This is a genomic window from Sphingobacterium sp. WM, from assembly GCF_029542465.1.
GTDB lineage: Bacteria > Bacteroidota > Bacteroidia > Sphingobacteriales > Sphingobacteriaceae > Sphingobacterium > Sphingobacterium cellulitidis.
Window position 1 is genome coordinate 3234584 of sequence record NZ_CP120709.1, and the last position, 25842, is coordinate 3260425.

General features: G+C 40.0%; 18 protein-coding genes, 2 tRNA genes and 2 rRNA genes. 7 read left to right on the forward strand and 15 right to left on the reverse strand.

Translation table 11 applies throughout. From position 1 onward, the window contains the following. Nucleotides 1-218 precede the first annotated feature (218 nt). A complete protein-coding gene (locus tag PZ892_RS13790) occupies nt 219-1028 on the forward strand; it encodes an AraC family transcriptional regulator (protein WP_094256238.1) in 810 nt (269 codons plus the stop codon). Between the two features lie 10 nt (nt 1029-1038). Continuing rightward, nucleotides 1039-1896 carry a DUF1080 domain-containing protein gene (locus PZ892_RS13795; protein ID WP_094256239.1) on the forward strand — a complete coding sequence of 286 codons (858 nt, stop codon included), beginning with the start codon at nt 1039-1041 and terminating at the stop codon, nt 1894-1896. Between the two features lie 167 nt (nt 1897-2063). Here the strand turns inward: PZ892_RS13795 and rpsT are convergent, their stop codons facing one another. Further along, entirely contained in the window at nt 2064-2318 is a 255-nt protein-coding gene (gene rpsT / locus PZ892_RS13800; RefSeq protein WP_093098462.1) for a 30S ribosomal protein S20, read from the reverse strand. A 118-nt stretch (nt 2319-2436) separates the two neighbouring features. Between rpsT and PZ892_RS13805 the strand changes: the two genes are divergently transcribed. Continuing rightward, complete coding sequence (locus PZ892_RS13805) at nt 2437-2976, forward strand: RNA methyltransferase (RefSeq protein ID WP_094256240.1); 540 nt, start codon at nt 2437-2439, stop codon at nt 2974-2976. Between the two features lie 73 nt (nt 2977-3049). After that, complete coding sequence (sucD, locus tag PZ892_RS13810; RefSeq protein WP_093098465.1) at nt 3050-3922, forward strand: succinate--CoA ligase subunit alpha; 873 nt, start codon at nt 3050-3052, stop codon at nt 3920-3922. Nucleotides 3923-4004: 82 nt separating this feature from the next. On the opposite strand, the gene PZ892_RS13815 is transcribed toward sucD, so the two are convergent. The 5 genes from PZ892_RS13815 to PZ892_RS13835 all read right to left on the reverse strand — a co-directional run bounded on the left by PZ892_RS13815 (nt 4005) and on the right by PZ892_RS13835 (nt 6920). Next, nucleotides 4005-4550 (reverse strand): DUF4252 domain-containing protein, encoded by a 546-nt coding sequence (locus tag PZ892_RS13815; RefSeq protein WP_094256241.1) that lies wholly within the window; start codon nt 4548-4550, stop codon nt 4005-4007. Nucleotides 4551-4576: 26 nt separating this feature from the next. Further along, the gene (locus PZ892_RS13820) at nt 4577-5047 is read right to left on the reverse strand and encodes a DUF4252 domain-containing protein (protein WP_094256288.1); all 471 of its coding nucleotides are present in this window, start codon (nt 5045-5047) and stop codon (nt 4577-4579) included. Between the two features lie 13 nt (nt 5048-5060). Then, entirely contained in the window at nt 5061-5720 is a 660-nt protein-coding gene (locus PZ892_RS13825) for a hypothetical protein (RefSeq protein ID WP_094256242.1), read from the reverse strand. Further along, complete coding sequence (locus PZ892_RS13830) at nt 5698-6204, reverse strand: RNA polymerase sigma factor (RefSeq protein WP_218823938.1); 507 nt, start codon at nt 6202-6204, stop codon at nt 5698-5700. Before PZ892_RS13830 ends, PZ892_RS13825 begins: the two co-directional genes overlap by 23 nt. A gap of 221 nt (nt 6205-6425) precedes the next feature. Beyond that, the gene (locus PZ892_RS13835; protein WP_094256244.1) at nt 6426-6920 is read right to left on the reverse strand and encodes a DinB family protein; all 495 of its coding nucleotides are present in this window, start codon (nt 6918-6920) and stop codon (nt 6426-6428) included. An 83-nt stretch (nt 6921-7003) separates the two neighbouring features. On the opposite strand from PZ892_RS13835, the gene PZ892_RS13840 reads away from it, so the two are divergent. Next, a complete protein-coding gene (locus PZ892_RS13840; RefSeq protein WP_094256245.1) occupies nt 7004-8887 on the forward strand; it encodes a CocE/NonD family hydrolase in 1884 nt (627 codons plus the stop codon). A gap of 120 nt (nt 8888-9007) precedes the next feature. Next, nucleotides 9008-9856, forward strand: a complete 849-nt coding sequence (locus PZ892_RS13845) for a TraB/GumN family protein (RefSeq protein WP_094256246.1) — start codon at nt 9008-9010, stop codon at nt 9854-9856. A 72-nt stretch (nt 9857-9928) separates the two neighbouring features. Here the strand turns inward: PZ892_RS13845 and putP are convergent, their stop codons facing one another. From putP to PZ892_RS13870, 5 genes are read right to left on the reverse strand one after another with little or no spacing between them, the layout of a single operon-like run. Then, complete coding sequence (putP, locus tag PZ892_RS13850; protein ID WP_094256247.1) at nt 9929-11425, reverse strand: sodium/proline symporter PutP; 1497 nt, start codon at nt 11423-11425, stop codon at nt 9929-9931. A 24-nt stretch (nt 11426-11449) separates the two neighbouring features. After that, complete coding sequence (locus tag PZ892_RS13855) at nt 11450-14323, reverse strand: tetratricopeptide repeat protein (protein WP_094256248.1); 2874 nt, start codon at nt 14321-14323, stop codon at nt 11450-11452. Between the two features lie 52 nt (nt 14324-14375). Continuing rightward, nucleotides 14376-15848, reverse strand: a complete 1473-nt coding sequence (locus PZ892_RS13860) for a carboxypeptidase (RefSeq protein ID WP_094256249.1) — start codon at nt 15846-15848, stop codon at nt 14376-14378. A gap of 43 nt (nt 15849-15891) precedes the next feature. Next, nucleotides 15892-17415: a SusD/RagB family nutrient-binding outer membrane lipoprotein gene (locus PZ892_RS13865; protein WP_094256250.1), complete on the reverse strand. Its 1524-nt coding sequence runs from the start codon at nt 17413-17415 to the stop codon at nt 15892-15894. A gap of 12 nt (nt 17416-17427) precedes the next feature. Next, a complete protein-coding gene (locus PZ892_RS13870) occupies nt 17428-20667 on the reverse strand; it encodes a SusC/RagA family TonB-linked outer membrane protein (RefSeq protein WP_277711442.1) in 3240 nt (1079 codons plus the stop codon). A gap of 992 nt (nt 20668-21659) precedes the next feature. Between PZ892_RS13870 and PZ892_RS13875 the strand changes: the two genes are divergently transcribed. Beyond that, nucleotides 21660-21800 (forward strand): hypothetical protein, encoded by a 141-nt coding sequence (locus tag PZ892_RS13875; protein ID WP_169715261.1) that lies wholly within the window; start codon nt 21660-21662, stop codon nt 21798-21800. Between the two features lie 439 nt (nt 21801-22239). Here the strand turns inward: PZ892_RS13875 and rrf are convergent. The 4 genes from rrf to PZ892_RS13895 all read right to left on the reverse strand — a co-directional run bounded on the left by rrf (nt 22240) and on the right by PZ892_RS13895 (nt 25734). Next, nucleotides 22240-22351: ribosomal RNA gene (rrf, locus tag PZ892_RS13880) — 5S ribosomal RNA — on the reverse strand. Between the two features lie 137 nt (nt 22352-22488). Next, nucleotides 22489-25373 (reverse strand): 23S ribosomal RNA (locus tag PZ892_RS13885). A gap of 204 nt (nt 25374-25577) precedes the next feature. After that, nucleotides 25578-25651, reverse strand: a tRNA-Ala gene (locus PZ892_RS13890). Between the two features lie 6 nt (nt 25652-25657). Next, a tRNA-Ile gene (locus PZ892_RS13895) sits at nt 25658-25734 on the reverse strand. Nucleotides 25735-25842: the final 108 nt, after the last annotated feature.

Here is a 25842-nt window from a genome sequence, read left to right on the forward strand (position 1 = left end):
CGCTAAAATTTCAACTGGAAAATAAAATAGCCATAGGATGTTTTAGATACTGTTAATTTATGGGAAAACCCCTAATATTCAAAAGATGTCCTCATATTTTTTGAAATTTTGTTTTCCCCTTCCTTCTTACTGCCAAAACAATTGCCCCTAATATGCCCTGATTTTGGTTTTCTCAAATAAAAACAAGAAATTTATAGCTCATTAATCCCTAGTTTTTAATGCAAAAGGAATATATTGATAAATATTATATGACCGAAGTAGATACTTACGATAATAGTATCTATTGTCATCATGCAGTAATGGGAGATTCGGTTACTGAGCACTCACACAAAAAAGGTCAATTCCTTTATACTGAAGGTGGAGTCGTATTTTTAAAAACTGCGGAAAAATCATATTTCCTACCTGCTAGACATTATATCTGGATTCCGGCAAATGTAAAACATAGCATTCACCCGAGTAGTTCAGAAGTTGTCATGAGAAATCTTTACTTCCCGAAATATGAAACTGATACTGAATTTTTCGATAAGGTAAATATTTACCCGGTAAACGATTTACTAATCGAACTCATCATGTTTACTAATCGCTGGAATGGCAATATATTTCCGGAAGAAGAGCCACGGTATTCCATTGCAAAAGCATTTAAATTAATCCTCCCTGAATTATCACAAACGGAATTACCTTTGGCTTTGCCATATCCAAAAAATGATAAACTTAAGCAGATCATTAGTTACCTCGAACAAAATATAGCCGAAAATATTAGCTTCAAAAGCTTAGCTGAACATTTTGACATCTCCGAAAGAACATTAGCTCGCTTATTCCAAAAAGAACTTGCGATGTCCTATATTCAATATTTCACGATCTTAAGAATGCTAACTTCCCTAAAACTTCTTTTGGATGACAAATTAAGTGTCAACGAAGTTGCTTTACGAGTGGGATATAATAGCTTACCTACCTTTAGTAATACCTTTAATAAGGTAATCGGTGTAAGACCTAGTGAATATGTAAAAAATAGAAATTTACTTTTATAACCCATAATAAATGAATCTTAAAACCATTATCGCCGGTTTGCTAGTAGGTACATTAGTTTCCTGTTCAGCAACCTCACAAGTCAACCACAAAACAACCGTAAAAACCCCTAAACCTATTCAATTATTTAATGGCAAGGATATCAAAAATTGGACTCCAAAAATTAGATTACATGATGTAGGCGACAACTATGCTAATACTTTTAGAGTAGAAGATGGGCTTTTGAAAGTTCGTTATGATGGGTATGACGATTTCAATCAACAGTATGGACATCTCGCATATAATAAACCATTTGGTTATTATGTATTAAAACTAGAATACCGGTTTGTAGGCGAACAAACCAAAGGTGGTGAAGGCTGGGCATGGGCCAATAGTGGAGCAATGCTCCATGGTCAAGACCCTAAAACAATGTTGAAAGACCAGGATTTCCCAATTTCAATTGAAGGTCAATTGTTAGGTGGCAATGGAAAAGATGAAAGAACAACTTCCAATCTTTGTACGCCAGGAACCAATGTTGTAATCAATGATAAATTGTTTACTCCGCACTGTCTGAGCTCTACCTCTAAAACTTACCATGGTGACCAATGGGTAACCGCAGAATTCGTAGTTCTTGGAGACTCCATTATTCAACACGTTTTAGACGGCAAAGTGGTATTGGAATACAATAAACCACAAATTGGAGGTGGCAGTGCTTCCCCAGTAGACCCAAAGGTAAATCAACAAGGAAAACTTTTGGATAATGGATTTATCTACTTACAAAGTGAATCCCATCCTATTGATTTCCGTAAAGTAGAGCTTTACGACCTGGATGCTTACAAAGCTGATAAACAAAAATTAGATCAGGTAGTTAAGGCTATCTTGGAAAAATAAATCTTCATAAAACTGAATAAGAAAGGTTGGATAGGAAAACTATCCAACCTTTTATTTTTTCCCTTGCCCTCCAAGCTTTTACTTTTGGGAATGGAATCCTAATAATCCACAAACAAGAAAAGGGATGTTGTAAAACATCCCTACAATATTTTATAAAAAAGCTAAACTTACGCTAGTTTATTAACGAATTTAGTCAATTTAGACTTGTTGTTAGAAGCTTTTTTCTTGTGGATAACATTCTTCTTAGCAAGACGATCAAGCATAGATACCACGCGTGGCAATAATTCTTTAGCTTCTTCTGCTGAAGTAGTGTTACGTAATTTCTTGATTGCGTTACGTGTAGTTTTCGCTTGGTAACGGTTTCTTAAACGCTTCGCAGCGTTAGCTCTAATTCTTTTGATCGACGATTTATGATTTGCCATTTCTCTTAGCTATATAATATTTTAAATCTTTTATACTTTATTTCGGACTGCAAAAATAGCACAGAAAAACTAATATTCAAAATCATTTTTAATTTTTCGAATTCCTTATCTTTGCAAAATGCAGAAATTATCTATGGATCAGCTCAACAGAGTCGATGTTGACACCTTTAAATCTCAGGAAAAAACCCCTGTAGTTATTGTTTTAGACAATGTTCGCAGCATGCATAATGTTGGTTCGGCCTTTCGTACGGCCGATGCTTTTGCAATCGACCGCATCGTTTTATGTGGTATAACCGCAACCCCTCCGCATCGTGAAATCGAAAAAACTGCCCTCGGAGCAACACAGTCTGTAACATGGACCTACGAAAAAAGCAGTATCGATGCCATAAAAAACCTTAAAGAGGAAGGTTTTGAAATCTATGCCATCGAACAAACCAACAACAGTATCTCCCTAGAAACCTTTGAACCCCTGCCTGATAAAAAATATGCCGTGGTTTTTGGAAATGAAGTCCATGGGGTGGAAGAAGAAATTATTGCACTGGCGGATGGCACTCTCGAAATTCCTCAATTTGGAACAAAACATTCCTTTAATGTTTCTGTTACCATAGGTATAGTCCTATGGGATTTAATCAATAAAACGAAGTTTCTTAAAAAATAACAAAATACCTACCTCTCTGATTTTTAGAAGTCATATCAAAATAGTAGATTTGCGTTGCAAAAAATAAGACAAAATGAGTGTATTAGTAAATAAAGATTCCAAAGTAATCGTTCAAGGTTTTACCGGAAACGAAGGTACTTATCATGCGTCTCAAATGATTGAGTACGGAACAAACGTAGTAGGTGGTGTGACTCCAGGTAAAGGTGGACAAACTCACTTAGATCGCCCAGTATTCAATACAGTTCAAGATGCTGTTGATGCTACAGGTGCAAATGTTTCAATTATTTTTGTTCCACCTGCATTTGCTGCTGACGCTATCATGGAAGCTGCTGCTGCTGGTATCGCTTTAATTGTTTGTATTACCGAAGGTATTCCTACAAAAGACATGATCCAAGTAAAATCTTACTTGAGCGACAAGAACTCTCGTTTAATTGGTCCTAACTGTCCAGGTATCATTACTGCTGAAGAAGCTAAAATTGGTATTATGCCAGGATTTATCTTCAAAAAAGGCTCTGTAGGTGTCGTATCTAAATCAGGTACTTTAACTTACGAAGCTGTTGACCAAACTGTAAAAGCTGGCTTAGGAATTACAACTGCTATCGGTATTGGTGGTGACCCGATTATTGGTACTACGACTAAAGAAGCTGTTGAATTATTGATGAACGACCCTGAAACTAAAGGTATCATCATGATTGGTGAAATCGGTGGTGGAATGGAAGCTGAAGCTGCTCGTTGGATCAAAGAAAACGGTACAAAACCAGTAGTTGGTTTCATCGCTGGTCAAACAGCGCCTCCAGGACGTCGTATGGGTCACGCAGGTGCTATCGTAGGTGGTGCTGATGATACTGCTGCTGCTAAAATGAAAATCATGGAAGAATGTGGTATCCGCGTTGTGGAATCACCAGCTGAAATCGGAAAAGCTATCGCTGAAGAATTAGCTAAATAATTCTTCCCTAAAAATATCAAAAATTAAAGCCTGTCTCTTTCGAGACAGGCTTTTTTATTAACTAAACAACGAAACTTTAGGATTACTCCGATTTCTCTTCTGATTGACCCTTTTTACTCTGATGTGTATTTTCATAATGCTCAATCAACTCATTCAATTCATCCAGGTCAAGGTCTGATTTCAAGTCTACAAAAACATGATCCCCTTCATCAGTAATACCTAACATGATATTCTTGATCCGATTTCTCTTGGTTCTGGTATTGATACTGATTTTTGCCCCATCACTATTGATACTCATCAATTCCTCGAAATCATTTCTTTCCAAATACTTGCTAAAGTGGTCATATAAAGCAACCTTTTGGGAACCACCCGAAACAGCCATCAATTTGATATTTTTAATCTTTTTTAATGCCATCGCCAATACCGGATCATCCTCCTTCAATTCCCTGATCTCTCCGCGAATAAAGGCTTTCATCAAGATCCCTGGAACTTTTATCGAGACAATCTCTGCATCCCCAGGCATATCCAATCCTTTCGCAAACTCCATGTTTGCCCCTTTCTTGATCATGCAACTCTGCATGCCGAAAATTAATAGTGCAATACAAATAATTCCAATATAGCGTTTCATAATTTTAGTGTATTTAAGGTTTATTATTAGTTATTGTTGACAAGCGCATTGATATCATCATATTTTAATGATCCATCCAAGATCATGAAAACAGTTTCCCCATCCGAATTAATACTTAGCAAAAGGTTGCTCAGAAAATCTCCTCCTGTGTTTTCAGCTAAGAAGCGAATTTTGTCCCCATCCGAATTAATAACCAGAAGCTCTTCATATTTCAATTTTCCGATCGCTGAATTTACCTCTTCCTGGATTGCAGAACCTGCATTTTCAAATACCAACATCTTTATCGAGTTGATCTTACTTAATAAGGGCTTGATGGTTTCTACATCCGAATCATTGATTTTCATCTTGTTCAACATCTTGAACATAGGCTTGCCAATCTTGATCGATGTCACCCCTTTTTGTTCTTTATATTGCTCAAATATTTGATCCAATTTTGAGATCTGAGCTTGTGCCATGCTTACCACAAAAAGGCTGATTATTAACATGAACGTTTTCATAATTTTCATTTTATTAGATTTCAATTTTTAAATACTTAATGTGCTCTACCCCTTCCATTCCCTTTTTTAGATTGGTGGTAGCCAGGTGGAGTGCGGTCTCCGTAACTTCAAGTGCCTTCTCTTCATCATAAATTCGAACACCATTGATTTCAACGTAAAATTCATCATCCAAAGCATTCGATACTTCTGCCGGTTTTTCTTGCTTCTTAACTGATTTCTTGACAGCAGCTATTTGAAAGCCATTAGAGACAATTTCTTCAGTAACTAGATGTTGGTGAGAGTTAGCACTTGATGATTCATTAGGACTACTTGCAGGCCGCTCAACGTCCATTACTGAATCAATGACACTTGTCGATGCAATTCTAGGCTCAACTTCTGGGTTTTTACTATCCATGAGCTGATGAATGATAAAAATTCCAAGCAGCAAGGAAGCAGCAATACTAGTCAAGGCAATTATCCGGCGGTTTATTGGAACAACTTTCTTCTCAGTCAATGGCTTTTCTTCCAGCTCCTGCATAAAATCTTCAAAATCCCAATCCATCTTTTCTTCAGGTTGTTGCAGCATTCCGAAGAATTCATCCGAACCTAACTCCTTCAACTTGCGTTCTTCCTCAAGTGAAGTGTTTCCTGCTAGGTATTTGGCCTTAAGCTTATCCAATTCTTCTTTTTTCATAATCAAAAACCTTTGTTAAGTTTAACCGCACTGTCGTTCTTGCTCTTGATAAATTGACCCGAACAGCATTTTCCTCTAATCCAGCAACCTCAGCAATATCTACTATTTCATACTCCTCAATATCCCGGAGATACATCACCAATCTCTGTTTTTCTGGAAGTTGATCAATCATCTTCAGAATTAATTCCTTTGTTAAGGAAGGATATTGTTCCTGTTGAATATCCCCTGGCAATTGCTGTAAGTACTTGGCCTGTCTTCCCAATTTATCAATCTTATTGTAGGCCATGTTCCTCACCATTTGCATGGCAAAAGCTTCAATGCTGTTTAATTGTGTCAATTGACCCCGCTGTTCCCACAATTTGAGCATCACCTCCTGTACCAAATCATAAGCGTCATCCGATTCTTCTAAAAACCTATTTGCAAAACGGTAAAGCTTGTCTTTCAAGACAAATACCGTATTCTTAAAGGTTTCTTGGTTCATCATTATTATCGCTTATTTAATAACAAGACAGATTATACCATCCATCTATTACATGAAATCTTAAAAAAAATTGAAATATTTTATAAACCCTTAATTATGAGCCGATAAAATTCAATTACTTATCAAAAATAGTATAACTAAACTTATTTAATTGCAGCAATTTCATTTAAAAAAGAATGCCAGAAGTTTTTTCCTTCTGGCAATCCTTGGATCTTTTATACCCCTTATTTCTGCTCATCTGCGGATGGGCCGTATAAACCCGGTACCGGAATATCTAATAATCTTAAATAAACGGTTAACTGTCCACGGTGGTGAATTAAATGATTATTGATCACATAACGTAATGCCGCAATTTTAGGCATCTCACCAATGACATAAGAATCTACACGCATGGTCCATTGGTTGAACCATTCCTCCTCAGGAAAAGCATCCAATGTTTGTTCGTTTTTCTTATATCCCGAATCCAATGCTTCCTTGAGTTCAGCAACTGTTGATGGTCTGAATGGTTTATAATCTGTCGCTAAGTTAAAATCATTCTTTGTTAGGGCATCTGATACCCAATTGTGCAATTCCACAACATGACCTGCCAATGCTCCAAGGGACATGGATTTCTCATGTGGTCTAAAAGATAAATCTTCATCTTTTAATCGATCCAATATTCTCCTTGTACTATTGGTTTCGCGTTCCATTTCTACTAAAAACCCGTCCTTAATGCTCATATTTTTATTGTATTTAAGTTAGTCTAAGTTATCAAAAAAGCATAACTTTAACCTTATTAAACTCAAATAAAAAACCTATCCAAATGAAAAAATTATTGATACTTTGTTTCCTTTTTCTCCTATTGGGAATTCAAAGTAAAGGTCAGGATGCGAATGCAGAATATGTCAAATCGCATTATGATAAAATCGAACAGTATATTACCATGCGAGATGGTACTCGGCTTTTCACCTCTATTTATACCCCAAAAGATAAATCTAAGAAATACCCTATTCTTTTGAATCGTACGCCCTATACTGTTGCTCCCTATGGTGAAGGAAAGTACAAATCTAGTCTTGGAAACTTCCCGGAAATGATGAAAAAGGGCTATATTTTTGTCTATCAAGATGTCCGTGGAAAATGGATGAGTGAAGGAACTTTTGAAGATATCCGCCCCACAAAGACCAAAGAAAACAAACAAACCATTGATGAAAGTACCGATACTTACGACACTATTGATTGGTTAGTAAAAAATCTGAAGGGGAATAATGGAAAAGTCGGCATGTATGGGATTTCTTATCCTGGATTTTATTCTACAGTAAGTCTGGTTGGAAGTCACCCCGCATTGAAAGCTGTATCCCCACAAGCACCTGTAACTGATTGGTTTATTGGCGATGATTTTCATCATGGCGGTGCTTTGTTCTTAACAGATGCATTTCGATTTATGTATACCTTCGATGCGCCAAGACCTAAACCTATTACCAATGAACATGGACCACAAGGATTTAAGTTACCTTCTAAAGATTTATATAAATTCTTTTTGGACAATCCTACTCTTGCTGAGTTAAAACAGAATTACCTCAATCATACTGTTAAATTTTGGGACAATCTTGCTAAACATAGCACATTGGATAGTTTCTGGGTGGCTAGAACCATTACCAACCATCTGAATGAGGTAAAACCTGCCGTAATGGTCGTGGGTGGTCTGTATGATGCTGAAGATACGTATGGTGCTTTCGAAACCTATAAGCAGATTGAAAAACGTAATAAAAAGAATAATTCGATTTTGGTGATGGGACCTTGGTTCCATGGTGGATGGGTTCGCTCCGAAGGGGATTCTTTTGGAGATATTCGCTTTGGGAAAAAGACCAGTTTAGATTATCAGAATAACTTCGAATTACCTTTCTTTGAATACTACTTAAAAGACGAAGGTTCCTTTAAACCAGCGGAAGCTAATATCTTCTTTTCGGGTGCCAATGAATGGAAAAATTTTGACCAATGGCCACCTAAAGATGCTTTTAAAAGTGAATTGTTCTTAACAGCAAATGGAGAGATCTCTACTAAGCCCGATGAAAATACAGGAGCTTCTGTAGAGTATATCAGCGACCCTAACAAACCAGTTCCTTTTCAAGAAGGAATAATCGTCGATAGAACTCGTGAATATATGATTGCTGATCAAAGATTTGTCGCCAATCGGCCTGATGTTTTAGTTTTCGAGACTAAACCTCTAGCTTCTGACCTGACCTTGGCTGGACCTGTTGTAGCAGATTTAAATGTTTCCATGACAGGGACGGATGCTGACTTTATCGTTAAAATTATCGATGTCTATCCGGATTCATCTTCCGCAACATCTGCAAAAAATGAAACTGTAGTTATGCCAAACTATCAAATGCTGGTTAGAGGGGAAATTCTTCGTGGAAAATTCCGTAATAGTTTCAGCAAGCCTGAACCTTTTAAACCGAATGAAATAACCACCGTAAGAGTAGTTCTTCCTGATGTAGCTCATACCTTTAAGGAAGGTCATAAATTAATGGTTCAAATCCAACATACTTGGTTCCCATTGGCCGATAGAAATCCTAATCAATTTATGGATATATACAAAGCCAAAGCCGAAGATTATATCAAGAATACACATAAGCTCTATTTTGATAAGGAGCATCCAAGTAAAATAGTATTTCAAGCACTTGGAGATTTTATCTTAAAGAAATAATAAATGGGGACGGATTAAATTTGTCCCCATTTATTTTACCTGTTTTCAAATATTTTGCATATTTTTTGTAACGATTACGGTAAATTACATACTTACTATTTGAAAATACACTAGAAAAACATGAAAAAACTATTTCTAACAGCAGTAGCATTTATGATGACTATTGCATTATTTGCTCAAAACAAGGAAACATTTTTATGGAAAGTTTCAGGTAATGGATTAAAAAAAGACTCTTATGTATTAGGCACCTTACATATGGCTTGTGGTCCTGATTTTAAAATTGAGGACAAAATTAAGACGGCTTTAAAAACAACCGATCGGGTGGCTTTGGAATTAAATGCCTCTAATCCGGAAACTGTAAAAGTTATGCAGGAAAATGTGGGACCAGTACCTGGATTCTTTGATGGAATGGCTCCTGAAAAAAAACAATTAATTGATAGTGTCCTTACTGCAAAAAACTTAAATCCGGCAATGTTGGACCAATTCGGTCCCGCAGTATTACTTTCAATTTTATCAATGCAGGCATTTGAATGTCAAAATCCTCAGGATATGAAAGCCATGGAATTGGAGTTGTTAAAACTGGAAGAAGCAGCAGGCAAACCTGTAGATGAACTTGAAACCGCTGATTTTCAAATCAAATTGATGAATGAGTTTTTCAAAGCTGAAGATCTTTACACTTACTTGAAAGATCTGGATAAGATGAAAGCTGAAACCAAAAAATTGGTAAGTGCATATTTCAATAATGAAGTAACTGCCTTGGAGGATTTATTGGTGAAAACTTCAACTTTTACTCCTGAAAAAGAAGAAATGATGTTGACCAAAAGAAATAAGGCTTGGATTGAAAAGATGCCTGAGATGATGAATAACAACGCTACATTCTTTGCTGTTGGTGCAGCACACTTGTTAGGAAAAAATGGAGTAATCCAATTACTAAAAGATAAAGGTTATACCCTGACTCCTATCTATTAATCCTTAGGAATTCTGGTATAGAACAAGAAAAGCCTTGGTCCATGGACCAAGGCTTTTCTTGTTCTTATCAACTTATGATTTTACGATGCGTTTTACTTCATCAAATTCATCTTGAATTTCTTTGGATACTGGTTTTGATAATAAGGAAACTATGACAATCGTCAGGAAGCTTAGAATAAAGCCTGGGATCATTTCATAAACATCCTTATAATTGTGTGGGACATATACCCATAATAATACAACGGCTCCACCTACAATCATCCCTAAAAAGCCAGCTGTTGCTGTTGTTCTTTTCCATAATAAGGATAAAAGCACCAAGGGACCAAATGCTGCACCAAATCCTGCCCAAGCATTACCAACTAAGTTTAGAATACTATCCTTAGGATTCAACGATAACAATAAGGCGATGACAGCAACGATCAATACCGATAACCTGCTGACCATTAGCATCGTTTTGGCCGAAGCTTGTTTATTGAAAAAGGTTCTATAGATATCTTCGGTCATTGAACTTGAAGTCACCAATAATTGCGAAGAAATCGTACTCATTACAGCTGCTAAAATTGCTGATAAGAGGAACCCTCCTATCAATGGATGAAACAAAACTCTTGAAGTATAGATAAAGATAGTTTCTGCCATCTCTTTGGAGCCATCAAATTTGACCATAGTTTCCGGATCAAATTTTACCAAATAGGCAATTCCAAATAATCCAACCAACATCGCACCACCTACTGTAAAAATCATCCAGGTAATACCGATATTTCTGGCTTTTGGAATGTCTTTCACGCTATCAATCGCCATAAAACGAACTAATATATGGGGTTGTCCAAAATATCCCAAGCCCCAGGCCATCAAGGAAATAATCGAAATGGTTGTAGTTCCTGTAAACAGATTTAGATAGTCAGGACCTTTGTTTTCAATGATGCTCATGGTTTCTCCTATTCCACCTATCTGCGTTACCATCACTATTGGTAGAATAACTAAGGCTGTGACCATAATGGTACCCTGAACAAAGTCCGTTAAACTCACGGCTAAGAAACCTCCCAAAAAGGTGTACAATACGACCACAAAGGTTGTCACATATAAACCTGTATAATAATCCATATGGAAGGCAGACTCAAATAATCGACCCCCAGAAACCATACCGGCCGAGGTATAAAGCGTAAAAAACACCAGAATAAAAATCGATGAAGCAATTTTTAATAATTGGGTCTTATCGTGAAATCTGTTCTCAAAAAAAACTGGAATGGTAATGGAGTTCTTGGCAACTTCCGTATACACCCTTAATCTTGGTGCGACCAAAACATAGTTCAGGAAGGCTCCAATCGTTAATCCTATGGCAATCCATGAACTGGATAAACCTGCTGCATACATGGCGCCGGGTAAACCCATTAGTAACCATCCACTCATATCAGCAGCTCCCGCTGATAAGGCCGTTACTGCAGCTCCCATTTTGCGACCACCAATCAAAAACTCCTCCGAGTTGCTCGTTGATTTTCGCCAAGAGTATAATCCTATCAGGATCATCAACAGCATGTAAAGACCAATGGAAATTAATTCGTATGTATTCATGTAAAAAATTTGTTTGTAAAGATGCTATAAAATTGCTGGAATTTCCATCTTTTTTAAACGATTAGTTAAAATATTATCCGCTTTTGTGTTGGTTTTACTCAATTCCTTCAACAGTTTTAGTCCATCCAATTCATAAGGATAGATTGAAAGTGCCTCATCCAATTGCTTAATAGCCTCATCTATTTTATTTGCTTTGCTATTTATCAAAGCCTGGCTTACCAAATCAGAAGATCGGTAAAAAATAGAATTCATAGGCTTAATTTTGGCCTGAAACGCCTTCGCATCCGCTATTCTATTATTTTCAGCTAATAATCGAATCAATCTTTGATTATATAAGGGTTCTAAACGTGAAGGGTCTCCATCTCTTACCATCAATTTATCCAAGAATTCATTCAGATTTTTTTGATTCCCTTGCTTTGAATAGACTTCAGCAAATAATAACTCAAATTCGGGTCTGTTTACCTGCGAAGCTTGTAAGGTTCTATAGATCTGCTGTAGGTTTTTCAATGCCTCATCGTATCGCTTATTCGCAATTAAGGATTCAATATGCTGCGTACGAATGCTATAATTCTGCGGCTTTTGAGCGGCAAGGTGCGCCAATACATTAATTTGATCCTGATTACCTAACAAGGAAGTTTGCCATGCCTTAAAGGCTTTGGAATCATCTTTCCTATCTCGTAAATAAGTGGAAATTTCAGAACCATTCTGCACATATTCGTCAGCGACTTCAATAGCTTGTTTTAACATCCCCCGTTGAAAGTAAAAATTACGAAGGATTCCTGAATTCCTGGCCTTCTCCATATAATCGGTCTCAATATCATAGGCTTTTTTAAGGAGACTTGACTGGCCCTCTAAGTCTTGTGGATTCGTAGCCATGAACAAGTTCCCCTCCACTGAATAGATCGGCGCATAATTAACATCAACTTCCTTGGCCTTATCTAATTGTTGGCTTGCTTCGGAGTACTTGCCCTCAGCTAATAGATTTTCAGCATAGGAGATATAAGCTGGCAAATATTTCTGATCATATTGCAAGGCCGTATCCAGATAGGAATAGGCTTCCTTCAGATCATTCTTTGCAGAATTTCTCGCCAGATTTACATATACTTGAGACCAATTTGAAGCCATCGCTTGTTTATCTCCCGCTAGGTAAGCCTTCTCCTTGCTAATCATTTCATCCAGGAAGGCATACATCTCCGGATCTTTAGTTTTCAGATCGTTTAAGGTATTCATGGATTTAAAATCCAAGGGATGAACTTTCACCTTCTCAAAATAGGCAGGATAAGTTTGAGCTAGATATTCAGATTCATTATTTTGAGAATAATAGTCCAAGGTGAGTCCATTTTCCATGGCATTATAATATAAGGACTTAATCTTGCGATTTTGTTGATCTGTAAGAACCTGACCATGGAAAAGATGTACATATTCATGCAGGAGGACATTACGTTCTTCAAAAGCTCCACGCTCAACATATTCAATGGCTGCTGCGCCTGATCCTACTCCTCGGATATCCATCCATTGACGATTATCGAAGGTGGAATTAAACCGGAAATAAGGCGCTTTCATCGCTAATGCTAGATCCACATGTAAGGGTGGAATCACAAAAAGCCTATGTTGTTTGACCAAAAATGGAAAATAAACTGTTGAGGTATATAATTGGTTCCATGCCATACCCTTTGCCACACTTCCTGGATAATAGGCCACATCAGGGAATATTTCCAGAAAATCATCCATATTGCTGATCTTAGGATTTCTTAATGACTCCATGATACTCGCATAGGTTTTCAGATATGGAATCCGCTTGGATTTAATCACTGCAGCTAAACCATTGTGTGCAGGGCCATAATGCGTTTTACGCTTTAAAATATCGAGAAAAATATTCTCTGCTTTTGTCAAACGCTGCATTCTATCTGTAGCATCAAAGTCACTATACAATAAAGATGCTTTATGCATTCCAGGTAACACAGAACCTTTATGTTCCGATTCTATTTGATCAACCTTCGCTAATGCTGCTTCAATTTTATTGCTACTGAACAACTCATCTGCTGTCTCTAATTCCTGACGAATTTCCTTCTCATTTTCATCCACATAATCAGCAAAAGTCAGGTTAGTATGACCATTCCCCAAATGCCAGTGGGATTGAAAATGTAATGGGTTTAAAGCCAAGGCAACTTCCCATTGTGCCACCATATCATTTAATTGAGTAGCATCAATCCTTCTCCAAATGGCATATCCATAGTAGAATCTGGCATCAGCATTCAAGGGATTTAATTGAAGTCCTTTTTTTAATACCTCCTCTGCTTCTTTAGGTTTCTGATCCCAGAAAAAAACATCTGCTTTTAGAAAATATCCTGCGGCTTCATTTGGTTGTTTCGCAATCAAATCATTAGCCAAGGCTAGTGCTTCAGGGTATTTCTTTTGCAACATCAAAGCCCTTCCTAAAACTAAACTGGTCTCGATATCATTAGGATTTTTGCGTAGCAGTTCTGAACTCATCTTTTCTGCAGATTCCAATTCCCAAGCTTCAATTTTTAGTAATGCTAAAGCTCTTTGTACCTTAAGATCAGATTGCCCTTTGCTCGGAATCTTGGACAATTCCTTTTCTGCGGCTTTGAAATCATTATTCAACCATTGATATTTAAATCGTAATACGGCAGCATCATTTGGATTGATACTTTTATTTTTGCTCAATTCCGTATTTACCAATTGCCACTCACCTAAATCCAACAGATGATTCAATGTTTCATAGGTTGACTTGGAATTAGACTTTAGCTCTTGTATATACTTGCTTTTCTCTTGATTCAGATAGGTCTTTACTGCTTGCGTGTCGTTGATATAATCTTGGGCATTTGCAGTACCTAACCCGACGAAAAGGAAAAAAATAAGACTTTTTAATTGCATAATACGAAAGAAATAAAAGCCAGTCCTTTAGGACTGGCTGAGTAAAAAAACACTAGTATTTTGCAGCTTGATCTGCAGCAGGTAAGGATTTCTTAATAAACTGACGAATATCTTCATTCGCTTTAATAAGATCTTCTTTACGCAAATACATCATGTGACCGCTTCGGTATCCAACGAAACTCATCCTTGAAGATAGTTTGCCAGATGGGTCCATTTGCCACATATTGTATTTCGCATTGAAGTAATCACATGCTCCATCATAATAACCTGACTGTACCATTAAATGCAGGAATGGATTCGCTGCCATCGCCTGTCTCAGATTATAACCTGTATTGTCATTACTTCTATCCCAAGGATGAACTGGTCCAAACATATTGTATTTTACATCTGCTTTGTATTTCAATTCATTGGCATAGTAGTAATTGATCGCTGGTGTGAATGAGTGTAGCCAAGACGTCAACTCGGAGTTATAATCTGGACGCTCACCACCATCACGAAAATCTAGACCAATATATCTGGAATCTAAACGTCCAACTGTTTGGCCCTTATCACGCATTAATTCCTTCCAAAATAAAGAAGTAGGGATATTCAAGTTATTTTGTGCAATTACTGTTTCAGACAAGCCTGAATATTTAGCCATTTTTTTAACAACTGCAGCCTTATCCGTTGCACTTAAGCTAGAGCCTTTTGCAATCGCAGGTAATAACTCGTCTAAAGTAAATTTCTCTACCTCCGGAAGAATAGCATCTAAATCTTTGTTTTGTAATTCAGGTGTTAAACGTTTGTGGAACCATGCTGTAGCAGCATAATATGGCCAAATATTAGCTTGCGCAACTGCTCCCTCACGCTTAATTCCTAAATCTGTTGGAGACACCAAAATAACACCATTCAAGTACATCCACTGTGCATTCTGTAATTCCAAAGCCAATCCTGAAACACGGGTTGTTCCATAACTTTCACCAATCAGATATTTTGGTGATGACCAACGGTTATTTCTGGTTACAAAGGTGTTGATCCATTCTGCTAAATATTTGATATCGGCATTGATTCCAAAGAATAAGGAACGATCTGCTTTCTCATCAAGAATTCTGGAATAACCAGTATTGATGGGGTCGATATAAACGATATCCGCCACATCTAAGATGGTGTATGGATTTTCCTTTACCCCATAAGGTTGTAAAGGATAGCCTTCATCATCAATGTTTAATAAACGCGGACCAGTATAGGCCAAATGCATCCATACTGAACCTGAACCTGGGCCTCCGTTGAAGGAAATTACCAATGGACGCTTGTCTCTATTGCTAATGTCATCGCGGGTATAATAGGTATAATGTACCGTTGCCAAAACTTTTCCATTGGCATCCCAAACTGGCTGCGTTCCGGTCTTCGCTGTATATCCAAATTTCTGCCCATTGGCTGCAATAGAATGTTTTGTAACAATAGTGCTATCCGCAAATGGAATGCGCTGAGCTTGGACGGAAACGGCAAAAATTAGTGCTGATAATAATAAAATGTATCTTTTCATCGTCTTTTTATGTTAATAGTTGATTACATCTGAAATTTATAAATTATTGTCTGGTATCCCAAAACACCCTTTCCAATAAACTGGTTTTTTGTGTAATATTTGGGTTATTATTGGCCTCCGATTGGGAGTAAAATAATGTCCTCGGAACCTCATCATAAATTGCAGTTGGTTTCTTCAATGGGGTCAATGCGGGATAGCCTGTTCTGCGGTAATCCGTCCATGGCTCAACCAAAACTCCAAAATTTGCGATATACTTCTCCGTTATGATTTGCTCCAACTTCTGTTGGTTTGTTCCGGATAAGGTTCCCTTATCTGCTAGATAGGCATTCAAAGTTGCTGCCGGCAATTTATTGTCCTCAAAGGAAGCCTTAATTCCTGCACTAAAGAATGCTTGTGCATCACCAGCAGCTCCATATAATAATGCAGCCTCCGCACGGATAAAATTATATTCCGCAAAGGTTAATAACCTAGCTGGCGCTTCGCCTCCATATAAGATTGCCCCAGTTTGAAGGGCTCCCTTTGGATCTACCAAACTTGAATTAAAGGAAGTAACTGTTCCATATAAATACTCATGCAACCTCGAATATTCACTCGAAGCATTCGCATCCATTACACTTGCTCCTTTATAGGTTTTAGGACTTGAGAAATATGGAAACGGCGTAAAATAACGCTCTCTACGAGGATCATTATTCGTATTCATTAAATCCACAATATATTTGTTAGGCAGGAATTGATTCCTGAATTGGCCTAATTCAATACTGTAAATTGGATTTTGTCGCTGGGGTGCATTAAGGAAATTCATCACGAATCCATCTTCATTACTGCTGAAGAATTTTGCCCCCGAATTGATCAACTCATTGATTTTTTGTCTCGTGAAATTTGGATCCTTAGCTGAATAATGCAGGTAAATTCTCAATTTCAATGTATTTCCAAACTTTTCCCATTTCTCTTTGGAGCCAGCCCAATTCGTGGATGCATAAATCGAGGAAAAAGCATTTGGCGATAAGGTGGAAGTACCAGCATTGATATCCGCAATTCCTTCATCAATCAATCGAATCAGGTCTGTATAAATTGCTTCATCATCATCAACCTCTGGTTTAAGGTTTTCTCCAAATTGCATCGCATTAAAGTAAGGCACATCCCCCCAGGTATCCACCGTAACTTGATAGACAAATGCTTTCAATAACTTTGCAACACCCGCATAATGTGGACTTCCTTCATCTGTTGCCTGCTTGATCAAAACAGCAATATCACTCAAGGTAGTTCCAAAAATCGCTACCCATTGATTGTTGATGTCGGAGTCATTCACATTATATCGCTCGTATTCCTTGAACGCTACGTGTCCTTGAACAGGTCCTTGACCACTGAATTGCTGAACAAAAACTCCCCCAACACGCAATAAATCACTCGCACCAAAATAACCAACATTGACAGTAATGGAGGGTAATAATTGGTTGACAGCAACCTTGGTTACATTATTAGGGTCGTCATTAACATCCAGAAAGGAACTACATGAAGCCGCTCCCAATAGGGTGGCAACTGTTAATAAACTAAATATCTTTTTCATGTTATTTCAATTTTATAGGCTAAATCTTACACTTCCGCCAATTGTTCTTGGGGTTGGGCTAAATCCAAATTCTAATCCTCTAGCATTACTAATCCCCAATAGATTTTGCTCTGGGTCAAGATGCGGGAAGTTCGGTGCATAAGTAAATAGGTTTCTACCATAAACTGATATATTGATTCCTTTGATGAACTTCTGACCTTCGAATAGTCGTGCTGGCAAACGGTATGATAGATTTGCCTCTCTTAGTTTTACAAAAGTGGCATCCAATACATATCCTTCCCATGCCACATATTTCCCTTGTAAGCTATAATATTGCTGGGCAGTAACTTGGGTGGTATTCGGACTACCATCTTCATATACTCCTTCAAAAAGATAAGGTGTAGTTACTGCACCTGAACCATCGATACGTTCAAATTCAGCAGTTTCTTTGGCAACCCCTTGAATCCGTAAATCTCCAATGGTTCTGGACATAATATCCCCCTTATATTTGAAGTCAAATAAGAATGACAATGAAAAGTCTTTATAGCTGAAATCATTGCTCCAACCTAAATTGAACTTCGGATTTGGGTTTCCGACCTTCTGAACGTTGGTTGTTGGCTTTGGAAGACCATTCGCATTGACGATCATTCTTCCTTGATTATCGCGTTGATACGCATTCGACCATAATTGTCCATATTCCTCTCCCGCAACTAAACGTACGTTAGGTGAAGTAAACCCTCCAATAGAAATATTATTCACACCTGGTGCTAACTCCTCGACAATGGATTTAAACTTGGTGAAGGTAAATCCCGATCTCCAATTGAAATTTTCACTTTTTAAAGGAACTAGATTCAACATCAACTCAATACCTTTGGTCGATAGACTACCCGCATTGGTGACTACAGAAGTAAAACCTGAAGATGATGGCGCTGGAACAGCAAAAATCAAATTCCGAGTATCTCTTTTATAGACCGATCCTTCAAAGCTGATTCTACCACTATATAGGGATAGTTCTGCTCCTAACTCATATTCGCGAGTAAACTCTGGCTGTAGTTTTTCATTTCCGGCACTGTTATTCAAGGTATATCCTGCCAGGCCATTGAATGGAAAACTGACTAATGTGGACACAAATCCATCTGAAGCACTCGAACGACCGAAATAGGTATTCGTTGCATATGGATCTGTTCCTTTACCTACTTCACCAACATTGGCTCTGATCTTCGCCATGGTTAATACATTGGATTTTAACTCAGGAAAAGCTTCGGTCAACACAAAGCTCACTGCAGCAGCAGGATAGAAAATGGAACGATTCCCTTTGGACAAGGTGGATGAAAAGTCGTTTCTGGCTTTCACGTTCAGGGATAAATAGGATTTGTAATCCAATACCACATCGGCGAAAACTCCAATTTGTCTGTTCTCGGTAATGGTACCGAGCGTATTAAAAGTCAAAAAGTTATTCTGGTTATCAAAATTTGGCAATACAATGCCTAAGCCTGTAGATTGCAAGGTATTTCTATTATTGGCAATTACCTCATTACCGACCGTTGCTATTAAATTCCAATTCTCAGAAATTGCTCTATTAGCCGTCAAGGTAAAATAGGAGTTGATATTTTTCATGGACACACTTCTATCTTGAACACCACCTGCTCCTGCAGAACTTGTATTTCCATTACTACGGATTCCCTTGTTATCAAATCCCTTTGAAGTCAAGCTAAAGACGTCGGCACCTACTTTTAGGTCTGCCGCCAACCAAGGAAGGATATCATATTTCAAATTGATATTTCCATAGAAACGGTTGACCTCATTATTGTTTCTTACATTTTTAATGGACCAGTAAGGATGATCTTCCGGCGCAAACCACAATTGATTTCCCTCCGCATTTTCAAAAGGCATATTGGTCAAGTCATAACTCCGCGGAGCATAGATCCCTCTCCATAATGGATTGGCACCTTGGTTACCTCCTTGCGTACGCTCTGAAACATTATTCACATATGAAAAGGAAGATCCAATCTTAAACTTGTCAGTCAGTTGGGTAGATGCATTTACCGAAATATTATTCCGCTTCAGCTCATTGCTAGGTAATAAGCCTGTTTCCAAGGTATAGCCATAAGATACACGGTAGTCAAATTTCTCACCTGAACCTGTAAAGCTCAAATCATTTACTGAGCTTACAGAATTCTTCAAGATATCTTTGATATTATCTGGGAATGCTTGCAGGTTTTCTTTTTCACCAAACCAGTTGGTCACTTCCTGACCAGCGATTTTTGGCCCCCATGAACCGGTCACGGAGTTATTATAATTACCATTACTACCTTGTGCATATTCATTTTGGAATTCAGGCATCTGAGATACCATTCCTACTGCAGTATTGGTTCCAACTGAAATCTGGTTTCTTGATCCTTTCTTAGCTTTCTTGGTGGTAATTAATATTACCCCAGAAGCAGCTCGAGATCCATATAGAACAGTTGCAGCAGCACCTTTCAATACGCTCATTGATTCAATATCCTGAGGGTTGATATCGGAGATCCGGCTGGAGTTGACTACTCCTGTATTCACCGAGTTACCCCCTCCGGAATTATCCAATGGAATTCCATCTACCACATATAAGGGTTGATTACTTCCAGTAAAGGTTGAAAATCCGCGAATAGTGATATTGGAACCTGCAAATCCACCACCAGCACCACTTACCTGCACTCCGGCCAATCTTCCGGCCAATGCATTCGTAACGTCAGTGGTTGGTGCCTTTGCCAGATCATCGGCTTTAACCTCTCCAACACCATAACCTAAGGTTTTACGATCTCTTTGAATACCAAATGAAGTAACAACTACTTCCTCCAGGTTGGCAGCATCATCCTGCAATACAATTCGCATGGCAGAAGTAGCATTAATGGGCACCTCAAGGGTTTGGTAGCTCATGTGACTTATAACCAAAGTACCTCGAGATTGGGCAGTTTCAAATGAAAACTCACCACGCTCATTGGTTTGTGAACCTTCATTTGAACCTTTTACTCGAATGGAGGCATTTGCGATTGGATTTCCTTGGTCATTCACGACCGTACCTGTTACGGTTGTTTGTTGTTCAAAATGAACAGGAATCAGGTAATTTGTTTCTATTTTATCAGCCTTCCACAAATGATGCGGACTAGCCTCTACTGCTGAACACAGCAGCATTGAGCCCGAGCAAAGCATGAGGCTCAATAATTTTTTTGGTCTTAAGTAATTTATGTTATGAATATTTTGGGGAATACTCCAACTTTTAATTTTAGATTTCATAATACAGGGTTTTAATTAGATGATTAGTAGAATTAACGATTAATCATTTGGGAAGTTAGGGTGGTAATTCGTGCTTTTCCATAATTTCAATAATTTGGTGAATTCAATAAAAAAATGAGATAATTATTAGGTGGTTAGTCCTATCAGGTTAATTAATAATCGTTTTCCTTAAAAAGGTAATATTGAGATATCGGCTTAATATGATTTCAAGATATAAAAAAAACGATTCCATGAAATAGACCTGTATACGAAAATAAGCTAGTTGCTTAGATAAGTAAACGAATGGACAAAATATGTTTACTGTTTGAACTAAGATTGATAGCGAATCTTAAAAATTCTATCAAAAAGATAGAATTTCGATTAATCGAATTGCGGTAAATACCTATTATTATTGGTCAAACATACATTTATTGCCAAATCAATATTTACCAACAAAAGAACAAATTGAGTTAAACCAATAAATATGAACTGTAGGGAAAGTAGTTTTTCAAGGCTAATTTTATGAAGTTATTACGGTTGGGGAGATATAGGAATCCAACCTAAAATTAAAAATAGAGGCTGAATTAGAGATGAGGAAAGATAATGCTGTCGGAGGTTGATAAAATAGAAAGAGGGCGTATGCAATACGCCCGTACAATGCGTTTCATTTATCCGATAGGCATTTCGCGGCCTGGATGGTCAAACCCCGTAGGGGTGACATCTTTGTAGACACGGACATATAACAAGGTACAGCCCCAGCGGGGCGACATGTTTGTAGCAAGGATCATTTAACAAGACACAGCCCTGTAGGGGCGACATGTTTGTAGCAAGGATCATTTAACAAGACACAGCCCTGTAGGGGCGACATGTTTGTAGCAAGGATCATTTAACAAGACACAGCCCTGTAGGGGCGACATGTTTGTAGCAAGGATCATTTAACAAGACACAGCCCTGTAGGGGCGGCATATTTGTAGCAAGGGACATATAACAAGGTACAGCCCCAGCGGGGTGGCATGTTTGTCGGAACCCCAGAGGGGTTCAATATTAGTAACACGAAGGTAGAAAACAAAGAGCCCGTCCGCAGAACTGCAATCGCTTCAGCGATTGCAGTTCTGCGGACGGGCTTATTTCATGCTACCGTTCCTTTCTACTAACATTAAACTCCTCTGGAGTTTCTTGCACCGCTGACGAGGTTCAAGCCTCGAGGGACGTCAAGTTCGCCTACATATCGCCTAAAATGGATTCCGCATCGAAGATGCGGAATGACAATGACATCCCATGACCCTGACACAATTTATCTGTCATTCTGAGCGAAGCGAAGAATCCATTTCTAGCCCGCCAATCGTAGGGGCGTATCGCATACGCCCTCCTTTCAATATAACCCGTACAATGCGTTTCATTTATCCGATAGGCATTTCGCGGCCTGGATGGTCAAGCCCCAGCGGGGCGGCATGTTTGTCAACCCATGACCAAACAACAATACAAAAGGGCGTATGCGATACGCCCCTACCGACCGGTCCATCCGTTGCATTCACCCAGGCCCCTGAAAACACAAAAAGCCCGTTGTCTTCTGACAACGGGCTTTCGTATAAAATTAGGCACCGACCTACTCTCCCACCTGTTACGGCAATACCATCGGCTCTGGCGGGCTTAACTTCTCTGTTCGGAATGGGAAGAGGTGGACACCGCCGATATAGGCACCTGAATATCTTTTAAGTACTATCGAGCTTTCCTTGATAGCAGACCAAAGGTCTAACTACTAAATACTAACTACTAAATACTAATTGACATGTTATTGGAAGAAAGGATGTTAAAAAGAGAGAGGACAACAGAACTATCCGCATTGGAAAGCTTCGGGCTATTAGTATCACTCGGCTTTGGTCTTTCAACCTTTACACCTGTGACCTATCAACGTTGTCATCTTCAACGACCCTTATGAGGAAGTCTCATCTCGTGGCTAGTTTCGCACTTAGATGCTTTCAGCGCTTATCTATCCCGGACGTAGCTACCCTGCCGTACACCTGGCGGCATAACAGGTTCACCAGCGGTCCGTCCAACCCGGTCCTCTCGTACTAAGGTCAGATCCACTCAAACTTCCAGCGCCCACAACAGATAGGGACCGAACTGTCTCGCGACGTTCTGAACCCAGCTCGCGTGCCACTTTAATGGGCGAACAGCCCAACCCTTGGGACCTTCTCCAGCCCCAGGATGTGACGAGCCGACATCGAGGTGCCAAACCTCCCCGTCGATATGAGCTCTTGGGGGAGATCAGCCTGTTATCCCCAGAGTACCTTTTATCCTTTGAGCGATGGCCCTTCCATACAGAACCACCGGATCACTATGTCCGTCTTTCGACCCTGGTCGACTTGTAGGTCTCACAGTCAAGCAAGCTTATGCCATTGCACTCCTCGTACGGTTACCAAGCGTACTGAGCTTACCTTTGAAAGCCTCCGTTACCTTTTTGGAGGCGACCACCCCAGTCAAACTACCCACCAAACAATGTCTCCCGCACAGCGGGATTAGAAACCGAATACAGAAAGGGCGGTATTTCAAGGTCGTATCCACGATTCCTGGCGAAACCGCTTCAATTACTCCCGCCTATCCTACACATCCTGTACCCAATTTCAATGTTAAGCTATAGTGAAGGTTCATGGGGTCTTTCCGTCCCGTTGCGGGTAACCGGCGTCTTCACCGATACCACAATTTCACCGAGCTCATGGCTGAGACAGCGCCCAGATCGTTACACCATTCGTGCAGGTCGGAACTTACCCGACAAGGAATTTCGCTACCTTAGGACCGTTATAGTTACGGCCGCCGTTTACTGGGGCTTCGATTCAATGCTTCTCCTTGCGGATGACATCCCCTCTTAACCTTCCAGCACCGGGCAGGTGTCAGGCCTTATACCTCATCTTTCGATTTCGCAAAGCCATATGTTTTTGCTAAACAGTCGCCTGGGCCTTTTCACTGCGGCTTCTCCATCGCTGGAGGAAGCGCCCCTTCTCCCGAAGTTACAGGGCCATTTTGCCGAGTTCCTTAGCCATGATTCACTCGAGCACCTTAGGATCCTCTCCTCGACTACCTGTGTCGGTTTACGGTACGGGTATTGATAACCTGGAGCTTAGCGGGTTTTCTTGGAAGTCTGCTTACCTGCGCTATCAGCGCCCCCGAGGGTTTGCTGTACTATCGGGCTTCAGCTGTACCAGCGGATTTGCCTACCGGTCCAATACCTTTGCCCTTCAACGAACTATTCCGTCAGTTCGCGGCAGTGTCACTACTCCGTCACCACATCGCAGTTATCAATAGTACGGGATTATTAACCCGTTGGCCATCGGCTGCCTCCCTTCGGATGCGCCTTAGGTCCCGACTAACCCTGATCCGATTAGCGTTGATCAGGAAACCTTAGTCTTTCGGTGGGCGGGTTTCTCACCCGCCTTATCGTTACTTATGCCTACATTTGCTTTTCCATCAGGTCCACCACGGGTCACCCCGCGGATTCACCCCCGATGGAATGCTCCCCTACCAGTGCAATAAATTGCAATCCATAGCTTCGGTATCGTTCTTGATGCCCGTTTATTATCCACGCCCGGCCGCTCGACTAGTGAGCTGTTACGCACTCTTTAAATGAATGGCTGCTTCCAAGCCAACATCCTAGCTGTCTGGGCAACCGGACCTCGTTAGTTCAACTTAGAACGAATTTGGGGACCTTAGCTGATGGTCTGGGTTCTTTCCCTCTCGGCCTTGGACCTTAGCACCCAAAGCCTCACTGCCGGCCATATCTAGCAGCATTCGGAGTTCGTCTGGATTTGGTAGGATTTGACTCCCCCGCACCCAATCGGTAGCTCTACCTCTGCTAGACTCATATGCCGACGCTGTTCCTAAAAACATTTCGGGGAGTACGAGCTATTTCCCAGTTTGATTGGCCTTTCACCCCTACCCTCAGGTCATCCGGAAACTTTTCAACGTTTATCGGTTCGGTCCTCCAGTACGTGTTACCGCACCTTCAACCTGCCCAAGGGTAGATCACAAGGTTTCGCGTCTACCTCGTCCGACTATACGCCCTGTTCAGACTCGCTTTCGCTTCGGCTCCTGGCCTTAAGCCATTAACCTTGCCGGACAAGAGTAACTCGTAGGCTCATTATGCAAAAGGCACGCCGTCACGGAATCACTCCGCTCCGACCGCTTGTAAGCACACGGTTTCAGGTTCTTTTCACTCCCCTGTTCGGGGTTCTTTTCACCTTTCCCTCACGGTACTGGTTCACTATCGGTCTCTCAGGAGTATTTAGCCTTGCCAGATGGTGCTGGCGGATTCCCACAGGATTTCTCCGGTCCCGCGGTACTCAGGATACCACTATGGCTGCATTCTTTACCTGTACGGGGCTCTCACCCTTATCGCGCAGTTTCCCACCTGCTTCCAGTTCATAGCACAGTCCAATGGCGTGGTCCTACAACCCCAGTATTGCCGTAACAATACTGGTTTGGGCTCTTTCCCGTTCGCTCGCCACTACTTGGGAAATCATTGTTATTTTCTCCTCCTACGCCTACTTAGATGTTTCAGTTCAGCGCGTTCGCTTCATTTGATGGCATGTCTTCAACATGCCGGGTTGCCCCATTCGGAAATCCACGGATCGAGTCGCATTTGCCGATCCCCGTGGCTTATCGCAGCTTATCACGTCCTTCATCGCCTCTGAGAGCCTAGGCATCCCCCGTGTGCCCTTGTTTACTTTCTTCACGCTATCACCCCTTTTGCTAAGTGATAGGTTGCTTATTGGCCGTCATCCATCGCTGGACGACATGCCTCTGTTGTCTTCTCTTGTTAATCTCTTTTCTTCCAATATGTCAAAGAACTCTTTATCTGAGTATCTAGTAGTTAGTATTTAGTACCTAGACCATGACGGTCCGATAAAAATACCATGCAACCAGGCTCAGACCTGTGGAGAATAACGGATTCGAACCGTTGACCCCCTGCGTGCAAGGCAGGTGCTCTAGCCAGCTGAGCTAATTCCCCGTGTGATGGTAGTCCCGAGCAGATTTGAACTGCTGACCCCTACATTATCAGTGTAGTGCTCTAACCAACTGAGCTACGGGACTAGCTTATCTCTCTCATCTCTCAGGCCCCCACAGGGTGGGCACTTTCTTCTGAATGTCTTTTTTTTCTATACGATCATGTATGTCGCGCAGCGATCCCAGAGCGGGCTC